Annotated in this window: 24 protein-coding genes; 15 read left to right on the top strand and 9 right to left on the bottom strand. The window is 62.2% G+C overall.

Annotated features, from left to right (window positions below; genetic code table 11):
* Window positions 1-8: 8 nt before the first annotated feature.
* Window positions 9-851, bottom strand: a complete 843-nt coding sequence (gene rsmI, locus R3217_02200; GenBank protein MDX1454247.1) for a 16S rRNA (cytidine(1402)-2'-O)-methyltransferase — start codon at window positions 849-851, stop codon at window positions 9-11.
* Between the two features lie 127 nt (window positions 852-978).
* On the opposite strand from rsmI, the gene R3217_02195 reads away from it, so the two are divergent.
* Genes R3217_02195 through R3217_02180 form a run of 4 tightly spaced genes read left to right on the top strand, consistent with a single transcriptional unit; the run spans window position 979 to window position 5,309 of the window.
* Entirely contained in the window at window positions 979-2,952 is a 1,974-nt protein-coding gene (locus tag R3217_02195; GenBank protein ID MDX1454246.1) for a penicillin-binding protein activator, read from the top strand.
* On the top strand, window positions 2,921-3,283 hold the full coding sequence (locus R3217_02190) for a YraN family protein (GenBank protein ID MDX1454245.1): 363 nt from the start codon (window positions 2,921-2,923) through the stop codon (window positions 3,281-3,283). The genes R3217_02195 and R3217_02190 overlap by 32 nt, the downstream gene beginning before the upstream one ends.
* Before the next feature lie 35 nt (window positions 3,284-3,318).
* Window positions 3,319-3,906, top strand: a complete 588-nt coding sequence (locus R3217_02185) for a phosphoheptose isomerase (protein ID MDX1454244.1) — start codon at window positions 3,319-3,321, stop codon at window positions 3,904-3,906.
* Complete coding sequence (locus R3217_02180) at window positions 3,906-5,309, top strand: FAD-linked oxidase C-terminal domain-containing protein (GenBank protein MDX1454243.1); 1,404 nt, start codon at window positions 3,906-3,908, stop codon at window positions 5,307-5,309. Before R3217_02185 ends, R3217_02180 begins: the two co-directional genes overlap by 1 nt.
* A gap of 9 nt (window positions 5,310-5,318) precedes the next feature.
* Here the strand turns inward: R3217_02180 and R3217_02175 are convergent, their stop codons facing one another.
* Window positions 5,319-5,819, bottom strand: a complete 501-nt coding sequence (locus tag R3217_02175) for an O-acetyl-ADP-ribose deacetylase (protein ID MDX1454242.1) — start codon at window positions 5,817-5,819, stop codon at window positions 5,319-5,321.
* Between the two features lie 50 nt (window positions 5,820-5,869).
* On the opposite strand from R3217_02175, the gene R3217_02170 reads away from it, so the two are divergent.
* Window positions 5,870-6,490 (top strand): DUF1295 domain-containing protein, encoded by a 621-nt coding sequence (locus R3217_02170; GenBank protein MDX1454241.1) that lies wholly within the window; start codon window positions 5,870-5,872, stop codon window positions 6,488-6,490.
* Window positions 6,491-6,540: 50 nt separating this feature from the next.
* On the opposite strand, the gene R3217_02165 is transcribed toward R3217_02170, so the two are convergent.
* From R3217_02165 to petA, 5 genes are all read right to left on the bottom strand, one after another.
* Window positions 6,541-6,996 carry a ClpXP protease specificity-enhancing factor gene (locus R3217_02165; protein MDX1454240.1) on the bottom strand — a complete coding sequence of 152 codons (456 nt, stop codon included), beginning with the start codon at window positions 6,994-6,996 and terminating at the stop codon, window positions 6,541-6,543.
* 19 nt (window positions 6,997-7,015) lie between these two features.
* Window positions 7,016-7,645, bottom strand: a complete 630-nt coding sequence (locus R3217_02160) for a glutathione S-transferase N-terminal domain-containing protein (GenBank protein MDX1454239.1) — start codon at window positions 7,643-7,645, stop codon at window positions 7,016-7,018.
* A 74-nt stretch (window positions 7,646-7,719) separates the two neighbouring features.
* A complete protein-coding gene (locus R3217_02155; protein ID MDX1454238.1) occupies window positions 7,720-8,481 on the bottom strand; it encodes a cytochrome c1 in 762 nt (253 codons plus the stop codon).
* A gap of 5 nt (window positions 8,482-8,486) precedes the next feature.
* The gene (locus R3217_02150) at window positions 8,487-9,950 is read right to left on the bottom strand and encodes a cytochrome bc complex cytochrome b subunit (GenBank protein MDX1454237.1); all 1,464 of its coding nucleotides are present in this window, start codon (window positions 9,948-9,950) and stop codon (window positions 8,487-8,489) included.
* Complete coding sequence (petA, locus tag R3217_02145; GenBank protein MDX1454236.1) at window positions 9,950-10,546, bottom strand: ubiquinol-cytochrome c reductase iron-sulfur subunit; 597 nt, start codon at window positions 10,544-10,546, stop codon at window positions 9,950-9,952. Before petA ends, R3217_02150 begins: the two co-directional genes overlap by 1 nt.
* A 248-nt stretch (window positions 10,547-10,794) precedes the next feature.
* Between petA and R3217_02140 the strand changes: the two genes are divergently transcribed.
* Complete coding sequence (locus R3217_02140) at window positions 10,795-11,925, top strand: trypsin-like peptidase domain-containing protein (protein MDX1454235.1); 1,131 nt, start codon at window positions 10,795-10,797, stop codon at window positions 11,923-11,925.
* Window positions 11,926-11,994: 69 nt separating this feature from the next.
* Here the strand turns inward: R3217_02140 and murA are convergent, their stop codons facing one another.
* Entirely contained in the window at window positions 11,995-13,254 is a 1,260-nt protein-coding gene (murA, locus tag R3217_02135) for a UDP-N-acetylglucosamine 1-carboxyvinyltransferase (GenBank protein ID MDX1454234.1), read from the bottom strand.
* A 32-nt stretch (window positions 13,255-13,286) separates the two neighbouring features.
* Window positions 13,287-13,517 carry a BolA/IbaG family iron-sulfur metabolism protein gene (locus R3217_02130; protein MDX1454233.1) on the bottom strand — a complete coding sequence of 77 codons (231 nt, stop codon included), beginning with the start codon at window positions 13,515-13,517 and terminating at the stop codon, window positions 13,287-13,289.
* Between the two features lie 184 nt (window positions 13,518-13,701).
* Between R3217_02130 and R3217_02125 the strand changes: the two genes are divergently transcribed.
* The 9 genes from R3217_02125 (at window position 13,702) to rapZ (ending at window position 20,949) form a co-directional block, all read left to right on the top strand.
* Window positions 13,702-14,670, top strand: coding sequence for a calcium/sodium antiporter (locus R3217_02125; GenBank protein MDX1454232.1), 969 nt, complete (start codon window positions 13,702-13,704; stop codon window positions 14,668-14,670).
* A 57-nt stretch (window positions 14,671-14,727) separates the two neighbouring features.
* Entirely contained in the window at window positions 14,728-15,711 is a 984-nt protein-coding gene (locus tag R3217_02120) for a KpsF/GutQ family sugar-phosphate isomerase (protein MDX1454231.1), read from the top strand.
* A 14-nt stretch (window positions 15,712-15,725) separates the two neighbouring features.
* Window positions 15,726-16,232 (top strand): HAD-IIIA family hydrolase, encoded by a 507-nt coding sequence (locus R3217_02115; GenBank protein ID MDX1454230.1) that lies wholly within the window; start codon window positions 15,726-15,728, stop codon window positions 16,230-16,232.
* A complete protein-coding gene (gene lptC, locus R3217_02110; protein MDX1454229.1) occupies window positions 16,229-16,780 on the top strand; it encodes an LPS export ABC transporter periplasmic protein LptC in 552 nt (183 codons plus the stop codon). The genes R3217_02115 and lptC overlap by 4 nt, the downstream gene beginning before the upstream one ends.
* On the top strand, window positions 16,767-17,318 hold the full coding sequence (lptA, locus tag R3217_02105; GenBank protein ID MDX1454228.1) for a lipopolysaccharide transport periplasmic protein LptA: 552 nt from the start codon (window positions 16,767-16,769) through the stop codon (window positions 17,316-17,318). Before lptC ends, lptA begins: the two co-directional genes overlap by 14 nt.
* The gene (lptB, locus tag R3217_02100) at window positions 17,315-18,052 is read left to right on the top strand and encodes an LPS export ABC transporter ATP-binding protein (GenBank protein ID MDX1454227.1); all 738 of its coding nucleotides are present in this window, start codon (window positions 17,315-17,317) and stop codon (window positions 18,050-18,052) included. Before lptA ends, lptB begins: the two co-directional genes overlap by 4 nt.
* Before the next feature lie 84 nt (window positions 18,053-18,136).
* A complete protein-coding gene (gene rpoN / locus R3217_02095; GenBank protein ID MDX1454226.1) occupies window positions 18,137-19,576 on the top strand; it encodes an RNA polymerase factor sigma-54 in 1,440 nt (479 codons plus the stop codon).
* A 10-nt stretch (window positions 19,577-19,586) separates the two neighbouring features.
* Window positions 19,587-19,907: a ribosome-associated translation inhibitor RaiA gene (gene raiA, locus R3217_02090; protein MDX1454225.1), complete on the top strand. Its 321-nt coding sequence runs from the start codon at window positions 19,587-19,589 to the stop codon at window positions 19,905-19,907.
* A gap of 127 nt (window positions 19,908-20,034) precedes the next feature.
* Window positions 20,035-20,949 carry an RNase adapter RapZ gene (gene rapZ / locus R3217_02085; protein ID MDX1454224.1) on the top strand — a complete coding sequence of 305 codons (915 nt, stop codon included), beginning with the start codon at window positions 20,035-20,037 and terminating at the stop codon, window positions 20,947-20,949.
* Window positions 20,950-21,000 lie beyond the last annotated feature (51 nt).

Genomic DNA, 21,000 nt, shown 5'->3' with positions numbered 1-21,000 from the left:
GGGAACAATCAGGATTTGCCGGCAAGCGTACTGGCGCGGGCGTAGAGTTCCTGGCGCGACTCTCCCGTCAGGCGCGCAGCCAGCTTGGCCGCCTTGCTGGCGGGCAGCTCTTCCAGCAAGGCCTTTAACAAGGTATCGGCATCCAGGCCGATGCCGGAACTCTCGCTGTCGTTGCCGGCAAGCATCAGTACACACTCGCCTTTCAATTCGCGACCGGCGAGGCTCGCCTGCAAGTCTGCAACGCTGCCGACGATGAACTCCTCATGCAGCTTGGTCAGCTCGCGCGCAATCACAACCCGCCTGTCCGGACCGAACTCGGTTGCCAGGTCATCGAGGCAGGCATGGATGCGGCGCGGGCTCTCATAGAACACCAGCGTGCGCGGATCGCTGGCGAGGGCCGCCAGCACCTTGCGGCGCTGGCCGGACTTGCCCGGCAGGAAACCTTCGAAGGAAAAGCGATCGGTCGGCAGGCCGGCGGCCGACAATGCCGAGATCACGGCACTGGGACCGGGGACGGGGACGACATCGTGCCCTGCGTCACGCAAGGCCCTGACAAGGGCAAAACCCGGATCGCTGATCAGCGGCGTGCCGGCATCGCTGATCAGGGCCAGCGACTTGCCGCCATCGAGGTCCCCAAGCACCTGTTCGATACGCTGCCGCTCGTTATGATCATGCAGGGAGCGCAGTTCCGCCTTGATGCCAAGCTCGGCCAGCAGGCGACCCGAATGCCGCGTATCTTCACACAGCACGATATCGACCGATGCGAGAATGTCCCTGGCGCGAGCGGTGATGTCGCCAAGGTTGCCGATGGGCGTCGCAACCACGTGGAGAGCGGGTTTCTGCGTTGACACCTCAGCGGCCCCCCTCGATACTTTGCGACTCGCTCATTGAATTTTACCTGTGGCCGCTCAGGCGCCGGACTGGCGCGCGGCAAGCGCGATTTCGAACTCGCCACATCCTGCAACGGGGCCTTACGCCATGCAAGCCAATTCCGGACACGTCACCGCCGGCTCTCCCATCACTGGCCGCCATTCGCTGCGGCTCGCCTGGCTGGCCGGCCTGGCAGTCTTGCTCTCGGCCTGCGTCAGCGTGCAGCCGACCGCGCCCGACAAGTCGGAGCTGCCGGAGTACCGTGCTGCCAGTGCGCTGCGAGCCGACGACCCGGCGGCGGCCGCCGAACGACTCGAAGCCCTTGCGGGTGAAACCTTCGGCGCGACGGCCGCCGAGCTGCGCATCGAAGCTGCGCTGGCCTGGCTGGACGCGGGACGCGTCGATGAGGCACGCCGCGTGCGCGGCGGCCTGCGGGACGACCTCGAGGGCCCTGTCCGCCATCGCCTGGTCCTGCTGGATGCCGAGCTGGATCTTCGCGACCAGCAGCCACACCTTGCCTTGCAGCGGCTGGACGCGTTGCCAGCGGATACTTCCCTGCAAACGGCGGTCACCCGCCTGCGCGCCCGGGCGCTCTACCAGTTGGGCGATATCGTCACGGCAACCGAGATGCTGGATGACAGCCTGCGACAACAAGCCAGCCGCGATGCGCAGGCAACGGACGCCTTGTTGATCTGGCGGGGCCTGACGCAATCAAGCACGTCGCTTGACGCCAGTGAATTGCCGGCAGGAAAAAGCAGCCTGCGGAGCTGGTTCGACCTTGCGAAGCTGGGCAGGACTGCCTGGCAGGACCCCTATGCATTTCCCGACAGGCTGCTGCAGTGGCAGTCTCGCAATGCCGGGCATCCGGCAGCACGATTGATCATCGATGACATCCTCGCAGCCCATGCCCGACGCTTCGACTATCCGCAGAAAATCGCCTTGCTGCTGCCGCTGGAAGGTCGCTTTCGCTCATCGGCCGAAGCGGTACGCGACGGTTTCCTGGCGGCCTATTACCAGCACGTCGAATTCAACGAAATCGGCCCCAGCATTCCCGAGGTCCTGGTACGCAACACCGGCGCATCGGCAGAGAAGGCCGTCGCGGCTGCCCGCAGCGCCGTGCTCGAGGGCGCGGAGTTCATTGTCGGCCCCCTGACCAAGGAAACCCTGGCTGCCATCGACCAGGCACGCCTCGGCGTGCCGGTGCTCGGACTGAACTACCTCGACGTCGAAGCCCAGCTGGATGCGGGTGACAACATCACCCAGTTCGGCCTGTTGCCGGAAGACGAAGCCATCCAGGTGGCCGAGCGTGCTGCCGCCGAGGGTCACAGCCGGGCCGTCGCGCTGGTACCCGACAACGATTTCGGGCTGCGCCTGCTGGCAGCCTTCCGGCAGCGATTCGAGGATCTCGATGGTGAACTGCTGACCGTGCAACGCTTCCGGTCCGACCAGACCGATTTCTCCACACCCATCATGCGGGCACTGGAGATCGATGGATCCCGCCTGCGCGAGCAGACGCTGCGCAGCGTGCTCGGCGTCCCGCTGGAATACGAACCGCGGCGTCGCCAGGATGTCGAATTCATCTTCCTGGGTGCCAGCACCGACGAAGCCCGCCAGATACGGCCGCAGTTGCGCTTCCACCAGGCGATACGCCTGCCCGTTTACTCGACGTCCCGCGTCTACAACCCGGGACTCCAGCGCGAGCGCGACCTGGACGGCATTCGTTTCGCCGACATGCCTTGGGTCCTGGACCCGGCCAATCACGGCAAGCAGACACAGGACAAACTGCGCGCGCTGTGGCCGGCGCGTTACGACCGCACCATCCGCCTTTACGCTCTCGGATTCGATGCATTCCGCCTGGTACCACTGGTCGACAACAAGGATCCTGCCCTGCGCCAGCCCCTGCCCGCCATGACCGGCATGCTGAGCATCGACAACTTCGGCCGGATTCGTCGCGATCTTTACTGGGCGGAATTCCGCAACGGTTTGCCAAAGCTGCTGCCGAACATTGAAAGGACTACCAAGGACGGTAGTGAAGACACAGGACGTGGCAATGAAGAAGACCTGGAGGCGCAAGCGCGGTGATGCCGCCGAACTGCGTGCGGAGCATTTCCTGCACTCGGCCGGCCTGGAATTCCGCGACCGCAACTACCACTGTCGCTGGGGCGAAATCGACCTGGTGATGCAGGATGGCAACACGCTCGTTTTCATCGAGGTCAGGCTGCGCCAGAATGACCGCTTCGGCGGTGCCACGGCCAGCGTCAGCCCCGCCAAGCAGCAGCGACTGCTGCGCACGGCATCGCACTACCTGGCCGCCCACGCAGCCAGCGACACGGCCTGCCGCTTTGACGTCGTCGCAGAGAGCGGTGAAACTGGCAGAATCGACTGGATAAAGAACGCTTTTGAGGCTGGCTGAGGGCGCTTCCTGCAAGCCAGCAACCGGAGAACACCATGGATTTCAACGAGCGTGCTCGCAAGCATTTCGAAGACAGCATTGCCACCAAGCAGGCGGCAATGGACCTGCTGGCCGATGACTGCGTCACGGCAGCAGCAATGATGACCCGGACACTGATTGCCGAGGGCAAGATTCTCAGCTGCGGCAACGGCGGCTCTGCTGGCGATGCGCAGCATTTCTCCTCGGAGCTGTTGAATCGTTTCGAGCGCGACAGGCCGGCACTCGCCGGGATCGCGCTGACAACCGACAGCTCGACGCTGACGTCGATTTCCAACGACTACTCCTACGAAGAAGTCTTTTCCAAGCAGGTCCGCGCACTTGGCCGCAGTGGCGACATCCTGCTGGCCATTTCCACCAGTGGCAATTCCGGCAACGTCATCAAGGCAATCGAAGCCGCGCACGACAAGGACATGCAGGTCATTGCACTGACTGGCCGCGATGGCGGCAAGATGGCGCCGGTCCTGCAGGGCAACGACATCGAACTGCGGGTACCGGCTGAACGCACGGCGCGCATCCAGGAAGTGCACCTGCTGCTGATTCATGTCATGTGCGACCTGATCGATGCCCAGTTGCTCGGCGACTGATGGGCGAAACACGCATTCCGCCAGCCGCGCTCGCCGCACTCGACAAGCTGCTCGGTGACCGGCTGAAGACCGATCCTGCCGACCGGTGGACCTACGGCTACGACAATTCCAAGCGACAGGCGATGCCGGATGCCGTGGCCTACCCCGCCTCCGAGGACGAGGTGTGCGCCATCGTGCGGCTTTGCAATGAACACCGGATTCCGCTCACTGGCCGCGGACTGGGCAGCGGCACTGCCGGCGCTGCCGTGCCGGTGACTGGCGGCATCGTGCTGGCGATGGAGCGCATGAATCGCATCATCAGCATCAATCCCGAAGATCGCTATGCCGTGGTACAACCCGGCGTGACAAATGCGGACCTGCAGGCCGCTGCGGCAGAGCACGGTTTCTTCTGGCCGCCCGATCCGACATCGAGTGCCTATGCCACCATCGGTGGCAATCTCGCCTGCAATTCGGCCGGCCCACGGGCGGTGAAATACGGTACGCCTCGCGACAACACGCTGGGACTGAACGCCGTGACCGGGGATGGCCAGCTGTTGCGGACCGGAGTGCGCACCACCAAGGGCGTCGTCGGTTACGACCTGACGCGACTGCTGATCGGTTCGGAAGGCACCCTCGGCATCATTACCGAAGCCACGCTCAAGCTCACACCACTGCAGCCCGCAAAACATACCTTGCGAGCCGTTTACGCCGACATGACCGCGGGTGCGGCTGCCGTATCACGCATCATGGCCCAGCCCGTCACACCCTGTGCGCTGGAGTTCATCGACTCGACGGCAATCGAGATGATCCGGCAATACGCCGAGACGGACTTGCCGGAAGGTGCTGGCGCGATGTTGCTGATCGAAGTGGATGGCGACGAGGACTTTCTCGATGCCGCCACCGAGCGCGTGGCGGCAGCGGCGAGGGGCGAAGGCGAGCGTGACGGCCTGGTCGAACTGGAACGGGCCGCCAGCAAGGAAGAGACTCGTGCGCTGTGGGCAGCGCGCAAGGCGTTGTCACCCGCGCTGAGAAAGGTCGCACCGAAGAAGATCAACGAGGACGTGGTCGTGCCCGTGTCACGCATGGCCGAGCTGATCGGCGGGCTGCAGGAAATCTCGGGCAGGTACGGCATCACCATTGTCAATTTCGGTCATGCCGGCAATGGCAACATTCACGTCAACTTGCTGGCTGATCCAGACAACACGGAGCAGATGCGGGTCATCAATGACTGTCTTGCCGAGGTCTTCGATCTCGTCCTGGAACTCGACGGCACCCTGTCGGGCGAACACGGCATCGGCTTCGACAAGAAAGACTTCGTGGCACTCGAGCTCGAGCCGGCCACGCTGGAAATGCTGCGTCGCGTGAAGCAGCAGTTCGACCCCAACAACATCCTCAACCCGGGAAAGCTCTTTCCCGCAAGCTAGCCCCTCCGGCTAGCCCTGCAAGGAATGCAACACGCGCTCGTAGCGTGTTGCGTCGTCGGCGCTGAAACAGCAGGCGACGATCTTCTTGAACGCTTTCTCCCAGGCGCGCATTTCCTTCACGGCAATTTCTGCCGCCTGTTGCTTCGGATAACCATAGACACCGGTGGAGATGCCGGGAAAGGCGATTGTTGCGAACCCCTTTCCCGCCGCCAGGGCCAGGCAGTTGCGATAGCAGCTGGCGAGCAATTCGGGCTCGCCCGCATCGCCGCCCTGCCAGACCGGTCCGACGGTATGGATGACCCACTTTGCCGGCAGGTCGAATCCCGGCGACAACCTGGCCTCGCCCGTCGGGCAGCCACCAAGGGAACGCGTGTATTCCAGCAGCTTCGGACCAGCGGCTGCATGGATGGCGCCGTCGACCCCGCCACCACCGAGCAGGCTGTTATTGGCCGCATTGACGATCGCATCGACCTCCAGGACCGTGATGTTGTCTTGTCGGACTTCAATCATTATCGGCTGCTCCGGTATGCTGCCTGCAGGCACCGCCAAGAGGACAGCGCATGAAAGAGAAGCATTTCATCGACACCCACAAGGGTATCAACTTCCTGGCCATTCTTGGCGTAATGGGCTGGTACGGCAACTGGGACAACACGACCCTGTGGGTGTACCTCGCCTTGCATGGCACCTATGGCTTCCTGTGGATCATGAAAAGCCGCTGGTTCGGCGATGCCAGCTGGGAACGCGAAACCGGGATAGCCTACGGCCTCGTGATCTGGGGCGGACTGTCACTCTACTGGATAACGCCTGTCTGGATTGCGCACTTCGATGTGGATGCGCCGAACTGGTATCTCGCCATGTGCATCGGGATCTATGCGCTCGGGGTCTTCTTTCACTTTGCCGCGGACATGCAGAAGCACATGCACCTCAAGCATGCGAGGGGAACGTTGCTGACAGACGGTCTGTGGGGGCTGTCGCGCAATCCGAACTACTTCGGCGAGCTGCTGATCTACGGTGGATTCACCCTGCTGGCCATGCACTGGCTGCCGATGCTGGTGCTCGTCACGTTCATCGGCGCCATCTGGGTGCCCAACATGGTTCGCAAGGATCGGTCGCTGAGTCGCTATCCCGAATTTGCGGCGTATCGTCGCAAGACCCGCTGGCTGATCCCGTACGTTTTCTGACACGTGGGAAGCGAGCAAAAAAAAGCCGGCGCAAGCCGGCTTTCTGACATTTACTTGATGACCTTGAGGTCGGGCGGTCCCTTCTTCTTGCCGCCCTTCGACTCTGCTGGCGCCTTGTCCGGATCCGACTCGACGACTTCCATATCGGTTTCTGACAGGCCGTCGTCATCTTCCTCGAAGGCCGAATCCTCGATGTCATCCTCCGGGCCGAACATCATGCCTTCCCCGGACTCGCGACCATAGATCGCAACCACCGCCAGCGGCGGAAAGCTGACCACCATCGGCTGCCCGCCGAAGCGGGCTTCGAAGGCGATTTCCTCGTTACCCAGGTACAGGTTCTTGACTGCATTGGCACTGGCATTCAGCACGATCTTGCCATCCTGCACGAACTCGGCCGGGACGTTGACGCCCGGCTTGCCCGCATCGACCAGGAAATGTGGCAGCTCGTTGCAGGCTTCCAGCCATTCGTACATGGCACGAATCAGGAATGGACGACGTGACACCATCGGGACATTCGACGCGCTGTCAGGCGCGCAGCTCCTGCTCGATCTCGGTCAGGCTGTTCTTGAAGGACGGCCGCGCGAACATTTCATCGGCATACTTCTTGATGGCCTTGCCCTGCGAGGGAAGGTCGATGCCGTACTGCGGAAGGCGCCAGAGAATCGGCGCGATGGAGCAATCGACCAGCGAAAACTCGTCGCTCAGGAAGTACGGCTTGGCGGCAAACAGGTCCGCGCTGGCCAGCAGGGACTCCTTGAGCTCCTTCTTCGCCTTCGTGACCGAAGACTTGTCGGCGTCGGCCTCGATGATGTCGACCTGCGAATACCAGTCGCGCTGGATGTGATACATGGCAATGCGGAAACGCGCGCGGCTGACCGGGTCCACCGGCATCAGCGGCGGATGCGGGAACCGCTCATCCAGGTACTCCATGATGGTGTGCACGTCATACAGCACCAGTTCGCGATCGAGCAGCGTCGGGATGGAGTTGTAGGGGTTCAGGTCGACCAGGTCTTCCGGCAGTTCTTCATCCTGCACGTTGACAACATCGTAGGTGATGTTCTTTTCGGCCAGCACGATTCGGGCGCGATGACTGTGAGGATCGGTCGGATGCGAGAACAGCGTCATCACGGAACGGCGATTGGAAATTACTGCCATGGAAGTCTACTCCGGAAAATCGATAGAGGATGAACGGCTGCCGGGATGCACTCCCGGCAGCCGGACTCATCCGATCAGTGCACGTCCTTCCAGATTTCGCGCTTCAGGAAATACGCAAAAAGGAAGAAGACGAGCAGGAAGGCCAGCACGCCGATACCGACGCTCTGGCGCTTGAGTTGCACGGGCTCGCTGACGTAGACGAGGAAGGTCGTGATGTCGTTGACCACGGCATCGTATTCCTCGGCCGACAGGCTGCCCTCGGTAACCATCTCGAAGCCCTTGAACTCCTCGTGCGGATTGCCTTCGGCATCCGTCACGGTCTCGAACACCGCACGCTGGTAACCCTGCAACGGTGCCAGCACGTGCGGCATGCTCGCACCCTTCAGCGTCAGGTTGTTCACGCCGGCCGGGCGACCCTCTTCGACATAGAACGTCTTGAGGTAGCTGTAGATCCAGTCCGCGCCCTTGGAGCGCGCCGTCAGCGACAGATCCGGCGGCGCAATGCCGAACCAGCGCTCGGCATCGCCTTCCGGCATCGCGATGGTCATCATCTCGGTGGACTTGTCCTGGGTGAACATCAGCGCGGAGAGCTGCTCTTCGGAGATGTTCAGGTCGTCCAGCAGGCTGTTGTAGCGCACGTACTTCAGCGAGTGACAGCCGAGGCAGTAGTTCACGAAGTACTTGGAGCCACGGCGCAACGAGTCGGTATTCGACACGTCGACGCTGGCCTGGTACTTCGGCTTGACGCCACCGGCCGCGCTGGCAGTGACGGACGCACCCAGCAGCATCGAACCGGCAACCAGGAGGGTCAGGGACTTGATGAGTTGCTTGGTCATGGTCTTCATTCCGTGGTCACCCTTTCCGGTACAGGCTTCGAGTCATTCAGGCGCGTGAACGCCGGCAGCAACAGGAATACGACCGTATAGACGGCCGGGATCAGCCAGAACTGCATCAGCAGCACGTTGCCTTCCAGCGACGTTGCCGAACAGCTGGCGGCATCTGCAGCGCAGGCCGTCCAGCGCGGCAGGTCGGCCAGCGTGATGATCGCCAGTACCGCCGCCGTCGCACCCTTGTAGAAGCCCGGCGTGCGCTCCGTGGAATAGACCCAGGAGACAAAGAAGAACAGGAAGTAGATTTCCGACATGCGCAGCGCGAACTCCGAGTAGAGACGCGTTGCCGGCTGCAGACCCAGGTAGCCCAGCACGATGAACGTGATGGCAAACAGGATCAGCAGGCCCTTGTACAGCACGCTGCGGTAGCGGATCGACTTGACCTTGTGCGTATCCAGCCACGGCAGGACCAGCAGCAGGAAGATGGCAGCACCCATGGCGATGACACCCAGCAGCTTGTCCGGTACGGCGCGGAGAATCGCGTAGAACGGCGTGAAGTACCAGACCGGCGCGATGTGCTCCGGCGTCTTCAGGCGGTCAGCCGGCTCGAAATTGGCGTGCTCCAGGAAGTAGCCGCCCATCTCCGGTGCGAAGAAGATCACCAGCGAGCAGGCCATCAGGAAGACGATGATGCCGACCAGGTCCTTGGAGGTGTAGTAAGGATGGAACGGGATGCCGTCCTTCGGAATGCCGTTCTCGTCCTTCAGCTTCTTGATCTCGACGCCGTCCGGGTTGTTCGAACCGTTGTGGCGCAGCGCCACCAGGTGGAACACCACCAGCAACAGCAGGATCAGCGGCAGTGCGATCACATGCAGCGCAAAGAAGCGGTTCAGGGTGATGTCCGAAATGTAGAAGTCACCACGGATCCACTGCGCCAGCGGCTCGCCCACTTCCGGAATCGCACCGAACAGCGAGATGATCACCTGCGCACCCCAGTAGGACATCTGGCCCCACGGCAGCAGGTAGCCGGCAAAGGCCTCGGCCATCAGGATCAGGTAGACCAGCATGCCGAATACCCACACCAGTTCGCGTGGTGCCTTGTACGAGCCGTACATCAGGCCACGGAACATGTGCAGGTAGACCACCACGAAGAACGCCGAAGCGCCGGTGGAGTGCATGTAGCGAATCAGCCAGCCCCACTCCACATCGCGCATGATGTATTCGACCGAGGCAAAAGCGTCGTCGGCCGAGGGCTTGTAGTTCATGGTCAGGAAGATGCCGGTCACCAGCTGGTTGACCAGCACGATCAGCGACAGCACGCCGAAGAAATACCAGAAGTTGAAGTTCTTCGGGGCGTAGTACTCGGTCAGCTGGCTCTTCATGAAGCTGGTGAGCGGCACGCGCTCGTCCATCCAGGCAATGAAGCGATCCCAGCCGTTGGACATGCGATCGAAGAAGTCAGGATTCGCGGACATCAGGCCTTACCTCCGTCTTCACCGATCAGCAGCGTCGTTTCGTTCAGGAACGTGTACGGCGGCACGATCAGGTTGGTCGGTGCGGGCACGCCCTGGTAGACGCGACCAGCGAGGTCGAACTTGGAGCCGTGGCAGGGGCAGAAGAAGCCACCCTTCCAGTCGGGGCCAAGGTCTTCCGGTGCCACTTCCGGGCGGTACTGCGGCGAACAACCCAGGTGGGTGCAGACCGACTCCGCGACGAAGATTTCCGGCTTGACCGAACGCAATGCGTTGGTCGCATAGCTCGGCTGCTGTTCGACCTTGGATTCCGGGTCTCGCAGGGTTTCAGCACCCAGGGCCTGGGTACGTTCCAGCATGGCCGGGGTGCGATTCACGATCGCCACGGCCTTGCCGCGCCATTCCACCTTGATGATGGCGCCCGGCTCGATCTTGCTGATATCCACTTCCACCGGGGCACCGGCCGCGCGGGCCCTGGCACTCGGTTCCATCGAAGCCACAAAGGGCACGGCCGCTGCCACAACCCCGACGCCGCCGACCACGGAGGTCGCGACAGTCAGGAAGTGACGTCGATTGAGGTCAACGCCGTCAGTACTCATCCAAAGCTCTCCTGAAACCTGGTCGTGTCTGAACCTGCCAGCCGGCAGCAGGACACGAATGCAAGCAATTGAAAAAATTCGATTTCCGGTCTCGTGTACGCAGACACGGAATGCGGCATTATACACGTCCGGCGCGCGACCTGACCATAGCAAACGGTCTCGTGTAAGCTTTGCAGCGGGGATTTTTCATCATGGGGACACGGCCATGCCGGAGGCCTGAAAACAGCCAGGGAGGCTGCGCTAAGTAGATGATGTCACTGAAAAAGTCACTGATCTTCCTGTTCCAGAGCATCACGGCCGGCCTGGCGCTGGCCTTCGTGGTCATCTGGTTGAAGCCGGAGCTGCTCGCCAATGGCGGCGCGGCCAGCACGGGTTTGCCAGCCGGCGGCGAGGTGGCTTCCTATGCCGACGCCGTGGCCATCAGCGCACCGGCCGTGGTGAACATCCACTCTGCCCGGCGCAGCCGCAATGCCATCCTCCCGTCCATCGACAACCCGGAGTTGCGACGCAGCCTGGAAGACATTCCCGGACTGGATCGCATCGAAACCACGCTGGGTTCCGGCGTGATCATCAGCCCGGATGGCTATGTCGTCACCAACAACCATGTCATCGAAGGCGCCGAGGCCATCCAGATTGCGCTGGCAGACGGCCGGGTGGCGCAGGCCGATGTGGTCGGTGTCGACCCCGATACCGACCTTGCCGTGCTGAAAGTGAACCTTTCCACCCTGCCGACGGTGTCCCTCGGTCGTTCCGATGACCTGCGGGTGGGTGATGTGGTGATGGCCATCGGCAATCCCTTCGGCGTCGGTCAGACGGTGACCCAGGGCATCATCAGTGCAACCGGGCGCAATTATCTCGGCCACTCCAATTTCGAGAATTTCATCCAGACCGATGCGGCGATCAACCCCGGCAACTCGGGTGGCGCGCTGATCAACACCCGCGGCGAAGTGATCGGCATCAGCACGGCCATTTTCTCGCGCGATGGCGGCTCCAATGGCATCGGCTTTGCGGTACCGGTCAACCTGGCGCGGGGCGTGATGCAGCAACTGGTCGAGCATGGTCGGGTGATTCGTGGCTGGCTGGGCGTGGACCCGCAGGACCTGACGCCGGAGCTGGCCGAGGCCTTCGACCTGCTCGATACGCGCGGCGTGATCGTCAAGGACGTCTACGCCGCCTCGCCCGCCGAGCGCGCCGGGCTGGAGGTCGGTGACATCATCACCCACCTGAACGACCAGCGCATCGAAGATGCCCGCAGCGGACTGGCGATTGTCGCCTCCACGCCGCCCGGCCAGTACCTGCGAATTCGCGGCGTTCGTGGCGGCGAGGTATTCGTGGTGACCGCCACGGTCACCGAGCGCAACCCGCAAGCACTGCGCTGATCGTCACGCACAAAAAAAGCCCCTTGATCGCTCAAGGGGCCATGGTCATTTGCCGGCGTCGGACGCCGCCTACTCGGGTACGCGACGAATCCTGGCGCCCAGCACCTGCAGCTTCTCCTCGATACATTCATACCCGCGATCGATGTGGTAGATGCGCTCGACTTCGGTCGTGCCTTCGGCCATCAGGCCAGCCAGCACCAGCGAGGCCGATGCACGCAGGTCGGTCGCCATCACCGGTGCCGCTTTCAATTGCTCCACGCCGGTGATGATTGCGGTATTGCCTTCCAGCTTGATGTTGGCGCCCATGCGCTGCATTTCCAGCACGTGCATGAAGCGGTTCTCGAACACCGTCTCGGTGATCGTGCCGGTGCCCTCGGCCACGGCATTCAGCGCCGTGAACTGCGCCTGCATGTCGGTCGGGAACGCCGGATACGGCGCGGTCCGCATCGACACGGCCTTGGGACGCTTGCCCTTCATGTCCAGCTCGATCCAGTCATCACCAAGGTTGAGCGTGGCGCCGGCTTCGCGCAGCTTGACCAGCACGGCATCCAGCAGATCGGGGCGGGTGTCCTTGAGCTTGACATGACCGCCCGTCATGGCCGCGGCCACCAGGTAGGTGCCCGTCTCGATACGATCCGGCAGGACCATGTATTCCGTACCAGACAGCGATTTCACGCCCTCGATGTGCAAGGTGTCGGTGCCGGCGCCGGAAATCTTCGCGCCCATCTTGTTCAGGCACTCCGCCAGGTCGACGACCTCCGGTTCGCGTGCCGCGTTTTCGATCACGGTCACGCCATCGGCCAGCGCAGCGGCCATCATCAGGTTCTCGGTACCGGTCACCGACACCGTGTCCATGACGATGCCAGCGCCCTTCAGGCGATCACACTTGGCGCGGATGTAACCACCCTCGACCTCGATGTCCGCGCCCATCGCCCGCAAGCCCTCGATATGCAGGTTGACCGGTCGCGTACCGATGGCACAGCCGCCCGGCAGGGACACTTCGGCTTCGCCATAACGGGCCAGCAGCGGCCCCAGCACCAGGATGGAAGCGCGCATGGTCTTCACCAGCTCGTACGGCGCCAGGTAGGTGTTGATGGTGGTCGGGTCGGATTCGATGCGCATGCGGTCATCGATGGTCATGCTGACACCCATGCGGCCCAGCAGTTCGATGGTGGTAGTGACGTCGTGCAGGTGCGGCACGTTGCCGACCGTCACCGGGCCATCGGCCAGCAGCGTGGCGGCAATGATGGGCAAGGTCGCGTTCTTCGCGCCGGAAATCCGGATTTCACCTTCGAGGCGCGCACCGCCTTCGATTAAAAGCTTGTCCAAGTGTGGCTCCTAAATGCGTGGGATCGAATGGCTCAGTCGGCCTCTTCGGGACTCAGCGTGCGCATCGACAGCGCATGGATCTCGCCACCCATCTTGTCGCCCAGGGCAGCATAGACCTGGCGGTGACGGGCGATGGTGTTCTGGCCTGCAAAACCGGGCGAAACGATGGTGGCTTCGAAATGCTGGCCATCGTCACCGCGGACCTCGACGCTGGCTTCCGGCAGTCCGGCCTCGATCATTCGCTGGATTTCTTCTGCTGTCATGCAACATCTCCGCTATCAGCCCTGCTGCGCCGGGCCGCCTGGCCTGCTCGCGCAGCTTCACGAGGCTGGCGATGATACCTCAATCGGCCCGCGGGCTCACGGTCGGCGTGATGCACGCCGGGATTGGCAGCAACCGCCCGGCCTCTATATCATGCGGCGTTCCCGCAACGGATAAAGACACCTGATGCTGCTATCCATCACTGCCATCATTGCCGGCTTCGTTCTCCTCGTCTGGGGTGCGGACCGCTTTGTCGAAGGCGCCGCCGCCACTGCGCGGGATCTCGGCGTGCCGCCGCTCATCGTCGGCCTGACCATCGTCGGCTTCGGCACCTCGGCGCCGGAAATCCTGGTCTCGATGATGGCAGCAATTGGCGGCAATCCGGCACTGGGCATGGGCAATGCCATCGGGTCGAACATCACCAATATCGCGCTGATTCTCGGCCTGACCGCCGTGTTCACGCCGCTGTACGTTCGCTCGGCCACGTTGAAACGGGAATTGCCGCTGCTGCTGACCATCATGATCGCGTCGATCGCCCTGCTGCTTGACGGCAGCATGGACCGCATCGACGGCGTGCTGCTGCTCGCCGCGCTGGCCGGCTTCCTGGTCTGGCTGATCAAGCTGGGCAGGGACACCAAGGCGAGCGACCCCTTGATTGCCGAATTCACGGAAGAAATCCCGGCCGACATGCCGCTGCCGCGCGCCATCACCTGGACCGTGGTCGGGCTGGTGGTGCTGCTGGCGAGTTCACGCATGCTGGTGTGGGGTGCAGTGAATATCGCCGAGACCTTCGGGGTCAGCGACCTGATCATCGGCCTGACCATTGTCGCCATCGGCACCAGCCTGCCCGAACTGGCCGCGTCGATCGTCGCGGCGAAGAAGAACGAGCATGACATTGCCATCGGCAACGTGCTGGGTTCGAACGTCTTCAACCTGCTGGCGGTGATGGGCCTGCCGGGTGCGATTGCCCCCGGGCCCATTCCCCCCGAAATGCTGACCCGCGACTTCCCCATCATGATGGGCCTGACGCTGCTGTTCTTCGGCCTCGCCTACGGCATTGGCGGCCCGGGCAAGATCAGTCGCCCCATGGGCGGGGTACTGCTGGCCCTTTTCGGTGCATACCAGCTCATCCTCTATTTCGGTATCCTCACCTGACAAACCTGGCGTGCCGCCCTGGACCAGGGCACCAGGAAGAACAACAAGAGGGGCACCATGACTGATCGCAAATCGCCGCCCGATTTCGTGGCAAACGCACAGGCCGTCATCAACGTCGAGCGCGACGCGCTGACGGCACTGTCCGATCGCCTCGGCAAGGATTTCGAAACGGCCTGCGAAATCTGCCTGGCCTGCACGGGCCGCATCGTCGTGGTCGGCATGGGCAAGTCCGGCCATATCGGATCGAAGATCGCCGCCACGCTGGCGAGCACGGGCAGCCCGGCATTTTTCGTGCACCCGGGCGAGGCATCACATGGCGATCTCGGCATGATTACCGGTGGCGATGTTGTCATTGCGATCTCCAATTCCGGAGAAACCGGCGAGATCCTGACGATCCTCCCGCTGATCAAGCGGCTCGGCGTGCCGCTGATCGGCATGGCTGGCAACCCCGCGTCGACACTGGCAACCACGGCGACCGTGAACCTTGATGTCAGCGTGGACAAGGAAGCCTGCCCGCTGAACCTGGCACCGACTGCCAGCACCACGGCCGCACTTGCCATGGGCGACGCCCTGGCGGTCGCGCTGCTCGAAGCGCGTGGTTTCACCGCGGAAGATTTTGCCCGTTCGCATCCCGGCGGGTCGCTGGGACGTCGCCTGCTGCTGCATGTCTCAGACCTCATGCACAGCGGTGATGCCGTACCGCGAGTCAATGGTGACGTACTGCTGAGCGAAGCGCTGGTGGAAATGTCAGCCAAGGGCCTGGGCATGACAGCCATCCTCGATGACGACAGCAACGTCATCGGTGTCTATACCGACGGTGACCTGCGCCGGACCCTCGACAGGAAGCTCGATGTGCACGCCACCAAGGTGCGCGATGTCATGACGCCAGGCGGCAAGCAGGTAGCCCCGGGCATACTCGCCGGTGAAGCGCTGAAGATCATGGAAGACAGCAAGATCAACGGCCTGCTGGTCGTGGACCACGATGGCCGCCTGGTCGGCGCACTCAACATGCACGACCTGCTCCGCGCAGGCATCGTCTGAAACCGGGAACTGCAATGGACATTCGCAAGCTGCACGACATAGCTGCCCGGATTCGCCTCGCCGTGTTCGACGTCGACGGCGTGTTCACCTCCGGACATCTCTACTACACCGCCGACGGCGAGAGCATGAAGGTATTCCATGTTCGCGATGGCTACGGCATCAAGGCGTTGATGGCCGCCGGGGTCAAAGTCGGCATCATCACCGGTCGCAACTCGCCGATCGTCAACACCCGCATGGAAGAGCTCGGCATCCGGCACATCATTCGCAATCGCGAAGACAAGGGGTCGGCGCTCCAGGAGTTGCTGGACGAACTGGGGATTCCCGCCTCGGAAACTGCCTACATGGGTGATGACCTGCCGGACATCTCCGCACTGGAGATGGTGGCACTGCCGGCAACCGTGAGAAATGCCGATCAGGCAGTCATTCGCAAGTGTGTCTGGCGTTCCGGCAAGGATGGTGGTGACGGTGCCGTCCGTGAATTCACGGACCTCCTGCTTGCTGCCCGTCTCGATTCGGCATGATCGACACCCGCGGACTTGCCTTCACCGTGCTGCTGGCTGCTGCCATTGGCAGTTACTGGTGGCTGAGCCAGCAGGCTGGCAACCAGCCCGACAGTGATGAACAGGCACGACAACCGGACAGCTACTTTACCGACCTGCTGATCACCAGCCATGACGCCGACGGCCTGCCGGGCAGCTTCCTGCGAGCGCGCCGGGCCGAGCATTTTCCCGACGATCCATACATTTATCTCGCAGACCTCCATAGTGTCGCCGAGCTCGATGAGGCACGCTGGGAACTGAGCGCGCCAAGCGGCAGACTGGACAGTGAAACCGAGATCCTGGAAGCCCGTGGCGATGTCGAACTCAGCAAGGCGGGCAACGACCAGAAGCTGACCCTTGAAACCAGCCACATTGTTTTCGACCCGGGCAAGGAAGTCGCCCGATCCGACGAAGCCGTGCTGATTCGCCAGGGAGAAAGCAGCATTCGCGGAGAAGGCCTGCTGGTGGACATGCAAAGACAATACATCGCCATCGAACGCGAGGTAGTAGCACGTTATGCCAAGAAATAGTCCTGTTCTCCTGCTCCTGCTGATCCTGGCCGCCAGCCCGCTCGAAGGGTTTGCTGGCGACCAGGTTGTTGCGGCTGGCGCCGACGAGCTGCTGGTCACCGCCGACGGCTTCGAAGCCGACATTGCGAATGGTGTGTCGAAGTTCGTCGGCAACGCGCGAATCCAGCGCGGCACGCTGGACATTCGTGCTGACGAAATTCGCCTTGCAACCAGCGAAGGGGAAGTCGAAGCCGCAACCCTGGTCGGCAGCCCGGTCCGCTTCAGCCAGGCACCTACCGGCAAGCCCCCGGTGGCCGGCGAGGCAAGGCGTCTCGAGTACGATGCGGCCAACGACGTCGTCACGCTGACCGGCAAGGCCTGGCTGACCCAGGGGAGTGACCGTTTCGAAGGCGAAACCATTCGCTACGACCTCGATACACGCACGGTACTGGCCCAATCCAACAAGGAAACACCGGAACGGGTGCGGTTCATCCTGACACCACGGAAGAAGGCCGCCGACAAGCCGCAAGCAGCGTCGGCAGACAAGGAACAACCATGACCGTAGCCGGCAACAAGCTCGAAGCCCGCGACCTGGTGAAGCGCTACAAGGAGCGCACCGTGGTCAATGGCGTGTCGCTGACCGTCAATGCCGGCGAGATCGTCGGCCTGCTCGGCCCCAACGGGGCTGGCAAGACCACCTCCTTCTACATGATCGTCGGCCTGGTGCCACGCGATGGCGGCAGTGTATTGCTGGATGGCACCGACATCTCCGGACAACCGGTGCATTCGCGTGCCCAGGCCGGCGTCGGCTACCTGCCCCAGGAGGCCAGCGTCTTCCGCAAGCTGAGTGTGGAAGCCAACATCATGGCCATTCTCGAAACCCGGCGGGACCTCGACAAGACCCAGCGCCGGGACAAGCTGGAGACCCTGCTGGAGGAGCTCAATATTGGCCATATCCGCCAGTCGGCAGGCATCGCCCTGTCCGGCGGCGAACGCCGGCGGGTGGAAATTGCCCGCGCGCTGGCCGCCGATCCCCGCTTTGTGCTGCTGGATGAACCGTTCGCCGGTGTCGACCCGATCTCGGTCATCGATATCCAGCGCATCGTCACCCACTTGAAAGAACGCGGTATCGGCGTCCTGATTACCGACCACAATGTGCGCGAAACCCTGGGAATCTGCGAGCGGGCCTACATAATCAGCGAAGGCCAGGTCATAGCCGAGGGTAATTCTTCACAAATACTTGAAAATCAACAGGTTAGGAAAGTTTACCTCGGCGACGATTTTCGGCTATAACTAACAGTGAGAGAGGGCAGCACGAGCCTTCTCCTGCCCGGCCAGCGATTCGGTCGGGATCGCAAGCGAGGAGTGCAGTATCCGATGAGAGCGTCGCTTCAGCTGCGGCTCGGCCAGCAGCTCGCCATGACGCCGCAGTTGCGGCAGGCGATCGGCCTATTGCAGCTGTCCGCACTCGAACTCCAGCAGGAAATACGCCAGACACTCGAGGCCAACGTGATGCTCGAGGTCGATGCCGAACCCCTCGGCCCCAATTCCGAAGCCGATATCGAGCTCGCCGAGCATGTCCCCGACCCTGCCGATGACGGCGCATCCGATGGCGAGTGGGAACTGCCCGACGGGGGCCTGGGCGACGAGTGGCCGGATCATGACGGCGGGCAGTTTTCCGGTGGCGACTTCAATACCCTCGAGAACTATGCGGATGCCGCACCTGACCTGAAAGACCACCTTGCGCAGCAGATTCGCTTTGCTCGCCTGCCGGACGCCGAAGCACAACTGGCCGCAGCCATCATCGAGAGTCTCGAGGACGACGGCTACCTGCGCGAACCCCTCGACGAGCTTGCAGCTGCAGAGAACCAGCCCGTCGAGCTGGCAGAAGAAGTGCTGGCCCGGATCCAGCTGCTCGACCCCCCGGGCGTCGGAGCCCGCAACCTGTCGGAATGCCTGCTCGCCCAGCTCCGCCTGAAATCGCCGGGACCAGGGCGTGAACTGGCCATGCGCATTGTCGAGCGGCATCTTGAACAGATGGCCCGGCAATCGACGGCCGCACTGGCAGCCGCCTGCGGCAGTGACCTCGACATGGTTGAAGAAGCCCTCGCCATGATTCGCGAGCTGGACCCGAAACCGGGTGATGCCATCGGCGAACAACGCAACGACTACGTGATTCCCGACCTGTTGCTGATTCGCAACAAGGGTCGCTGGCAGGTCGAGCTGAATGTCCGAATCCTGCCGCGTGTCCGTCTCAATACCCAGTATGTCCGCCTTATGCGACAGGCCTCGGACAAGAGCCCGGAGATGCAGGCGCAATTGCAGGAGGCCCGCTGGCTGATACGCAGCCTGTCGGTCCGCAATGACACGCTTTCCCGGGTGGCTGCGCTCGCGGTCGATGCCCAGCAGGACTATTTCGACAATGGCGATGAAGCCATGCGCCCCTTGCTGCTGAAGGACGTTGCCGAGCAAGCCGAGGTGCACGAGTCGACCGTTTCCCGGGTCACCGCCAACAAGTACCTGCACACGCCTCGCGGCACCATCCCGTTGAAATTCCTGTTTTCGCAACCATTACAGAACAAGGATGGAGCGGAAACGTCGCCGGTGGCCGTGCGCGCGGTCATCCGCAACATGATCCAGAACGAGAATCCGTCCCGACCGATGAGTGATCGCCGCATTGCCGACGAGCTGACGGAACGGGGCATCGAGGTGGCGCGAAGAACCGTCACCAAGTACCGGGAAGCCATGCGCATCCCGGCTTCATATCTGAGGAAGAGTGTCGATACAGGCACCCGCAATCAACCTGTAACCAGGTAAGGAGTGGACCATGCAAGTGAATATCACCGGTCATCATGTCGACGTCACGGACGCCCTCCGATCTTATGTGGATACCAAGCTGGAAAAACTGGAGCGACATTTCGATCACATCGTTGATGTCCACGTCATCCTTACGGTGGAAAAACAGCAGCACAAGGCCGAGGCCAGCCTGCATCTCAAGGGCCATCATCTCTATGCGGAGTGCATCCAGGACGACATGTACGCATCCATTGACGGCCTGATCGACAAGATGGACCGCCAGGTGGTCAAGCAGAAAGAAAAATTCAAGGACCACCACCAGAAGGAAGCCCACAAGTACGCACAAATGTGACGTACGACCCGTACCTTGTCACGAGGCGGCCAATGGCCGCCTTTTTTTGCCCTCCGCGCGCCGGACCCGTCTTTCGTTTGGCTGGAAAAGCGGCCACAATGAACATCGAAAACATGGAATGTCGACGATGCAACTTTTCCTGGTCAGCGGCCTCAGTGGCTCGGGCAAATCGGTAGCCCTGAATACCTTCGAAGATCAGGGCTTCACCTGCATCGACAACCTGCCGGTGCGCCTGCTGAAGACCTATGCCGAGGAAGAATTGCTGGGCAGTGGTGGTCCGTCACGCCGGATCGCCATCGGCATCGACGTCCGCGCCGGCGCCAGCGAGATGCGTGACATCCCGGAGCTGGTCAACAACTTGCGTGACGAAAACATCGATTGCCGCATCATCTACCTGACCACCGATACCGATCACCTGATTCGCCGTTACAACGAAACGCGCCGCATGCATCCGCTGGGCCGTGCCCGCTCCGGTGACAGCCTCGGCATCGAGAAGGCCATCGAAGCTGAGCGAGAACTGCTCGACCCGATTGCCGATCATGCTGACCTGATGATCGATACCACCGGCATGAACGTCCACGAACTGCGCCAGCTGCTGAAAGCCCGGTTGCAGGAAGGGAGTCAGCAGAAACTTTCATTGCTGTTCCACTCCTTCGGCTTCAAGCACGGAGCGCCGCGCGATGCCGATTTCGTATTCGATGTCCGCGTGCTGCCGAACCCCTACTGGATCGAGGAACTTCGACCGCTCAGCGGCCGGGATCCGGAGATCACCAGCTATTTGCTGGAGCAGAAACCTGTCCGCGACATGCTGGAAGACATCATTCGTTTTCTCGAACATTGGCTGCCGGGTTTCGAGAAAGCCGATCGTGACTACCTCACCATCGCCATCGGTTGCACAGGCGGCAGGCACCGTTCGGTGTTCATCGCCGATCAGCTTGGTCGGCACTTTGCGCCTCATTACCCGAACACCACCGTGCGCCATTCCACCCTGTCCGAAGTGCTTTATGGCGAACAGCTGTCACTGCTGTCGAACAACAACTGACGCCTTCCCGTACCCTGGACGCGATGGACTCGAACCGGGGCAGCCGCTAAA

The organism is Gammaproteobacteria bacterium (assembly GCA_033720895.1).
GTDB lineage: Bacteria > Pseudomonadota > Gammaproteobacteria > Natronospirales > JAJUFS01 > JAWWBS01.
Note: the sequence above shows the minus strand (reverse complement) of the source record. Positions and strands in the feature narration are given on the sequence as shown.

Bases quoted from the DNA above. Each gene is read 5' to 3' on its own strand.
- R3217_02195 (MDX1454246.1), top strand. From the start codon at position 979: ATGCAAGCCAATTCCGGACACGTCACCGCCGGCTCTCCCATCACTGGC.
- R3217_02190 (MDX1454245.1), top strand. From the start codon at position 2,921: ATGAAGAAGACCTGGAGGCGCAAGCGCGGTGATGCCGCCGAACTGCGT.
- R3217_02185 (MDX1454244.1), top strand. From the start codon at position 3,319: ATGGATTTCAACGAGCGTGCTCGCAAGCATTTCGAAGACAGCATTGCC.
- R3217_02180 (MDX1454243.1), top strand. From the start codon at position 3,906: ATGGGCGAAACACGCATTCCGCCAGCCGCGCTCGCCGCACTCGACAAG.
- R3217_02175 (MDX1454242.1), bottom strand. From the start codon at position 5,819: ATGATTGAAGTCCGACAAGACAACATCACGGTCCTGGAGGTCGATGCG.
- R3217_02170 (MDX1454241.1), top strand. From the start codon at position 5,870: ATGAAAGAGAAGCATTTCATCGACACCCACAAGGGTATCAACTTCCTG.
- R3217_02165 (MDX1454240.1), bottom strand. From the start codon at position 6,996: ATGGTGTCACGTCGTCCATTCCTGATTCGTGCCATGTACGAATGGCTG.
- R3217_02160 (MDX1454239.1), bottom strand. From the start codon at position 7,645: ATGGCAGTAATTTCCAATCGCCGTTCCGTGATGACGCTGTTCTCGCAT.
- R3217_02155 (MDX1454238.1), bottom strand. From the start codon at position 8,481: ATGACCAAGCAACTCATCAAGTCCCTGACCCTCCTGGTTGCCGGTTCG.
- R3217_02150 (MDX1454237.1), bottom strand. From the start codon at position 9,950: ATGTCCGCGAATCCTGACTTCTTCGATCGCATGTCCAACGGCTGGGAT.
- petA (MDX1454236.1), bottom strand. From the start codon at position 10,546: ATGAGTACTGACGGCGTTGACCTCAATCGACGTCACTTCCTGACTGTC.
- R3217_02140 (MDX1454235.1), top strand. From the start codon at position 10,795: ATGATGTCACTGAAAAAGTCACTGATCTTCCTGTTCCAGAGCATCACG.
- R3217_02130 (MDX1454233.1), bottom strand. From the start codon at position 13,517: ATGACAGCAGAAGAAATCCAGCGAATGATCGAGGCCGGACTGCCGGAA.
- R3217_02125 (MDX1454232.1), top strand. From the start codon at position 13,702: ATGCTGCTATCCATCACTGCCATCATTGCCGGCTTCGTTCTCCTCGTC.
- R3217_02120 (MDX1454231.1), top strand. From the start codon at position 14,728: ATGACTGATCGCAAATCGCCGCCCGATTTCGTGGCAAACGCACAGGCC.
- R3217_02115 (MDX1454230.1), top strand. From the start codon at position 15,726: ATGGACATTCGCAAGCTGCACGACATAGCTGCCCGGATTCGCCTCGCC.
- lptC (MDX1454229.1), top strand. From the start codon at position 16,229: ATGATCGACACCCGCGGACTTGCCTTCACCGTGCTGCTGGCTGCTGCC.
- lptA (MDX1454228.1), top strand. From the start codon at position 16,767: ATGCCAAGAAATAGTCCTGTTCTCCTGCTCCTGCTGATCCTGGCCGCC.
- lptB (MDX1454227.1), top strand. From the start codon at position 17,315: ATGACCGTAGCCGGCAACAAGCTCGAAGCCCGCGACCTGGTGAAGCGC.
- rpoN (MDX1454226.1), top strand. From the start codon at position 18,137: ATGAGAGCGTCGCTTCAGCTGCGGCTCGGCCAGCAGCTCGCCATGACG.
- raiA (MDX1454225.1), top strand. From the start codon at position 19,587: ATGCAAGTGAATATCACCGGTCATCATGTCGACGTCACGGACGCCCTC.
- rapZ (MDX1454224.1), top strand. From the start codon at position 20,035: ATGCAACTTTTCCTGGTCAGCGGCCTCAGTGGCTCGGGCAAATCGGTA.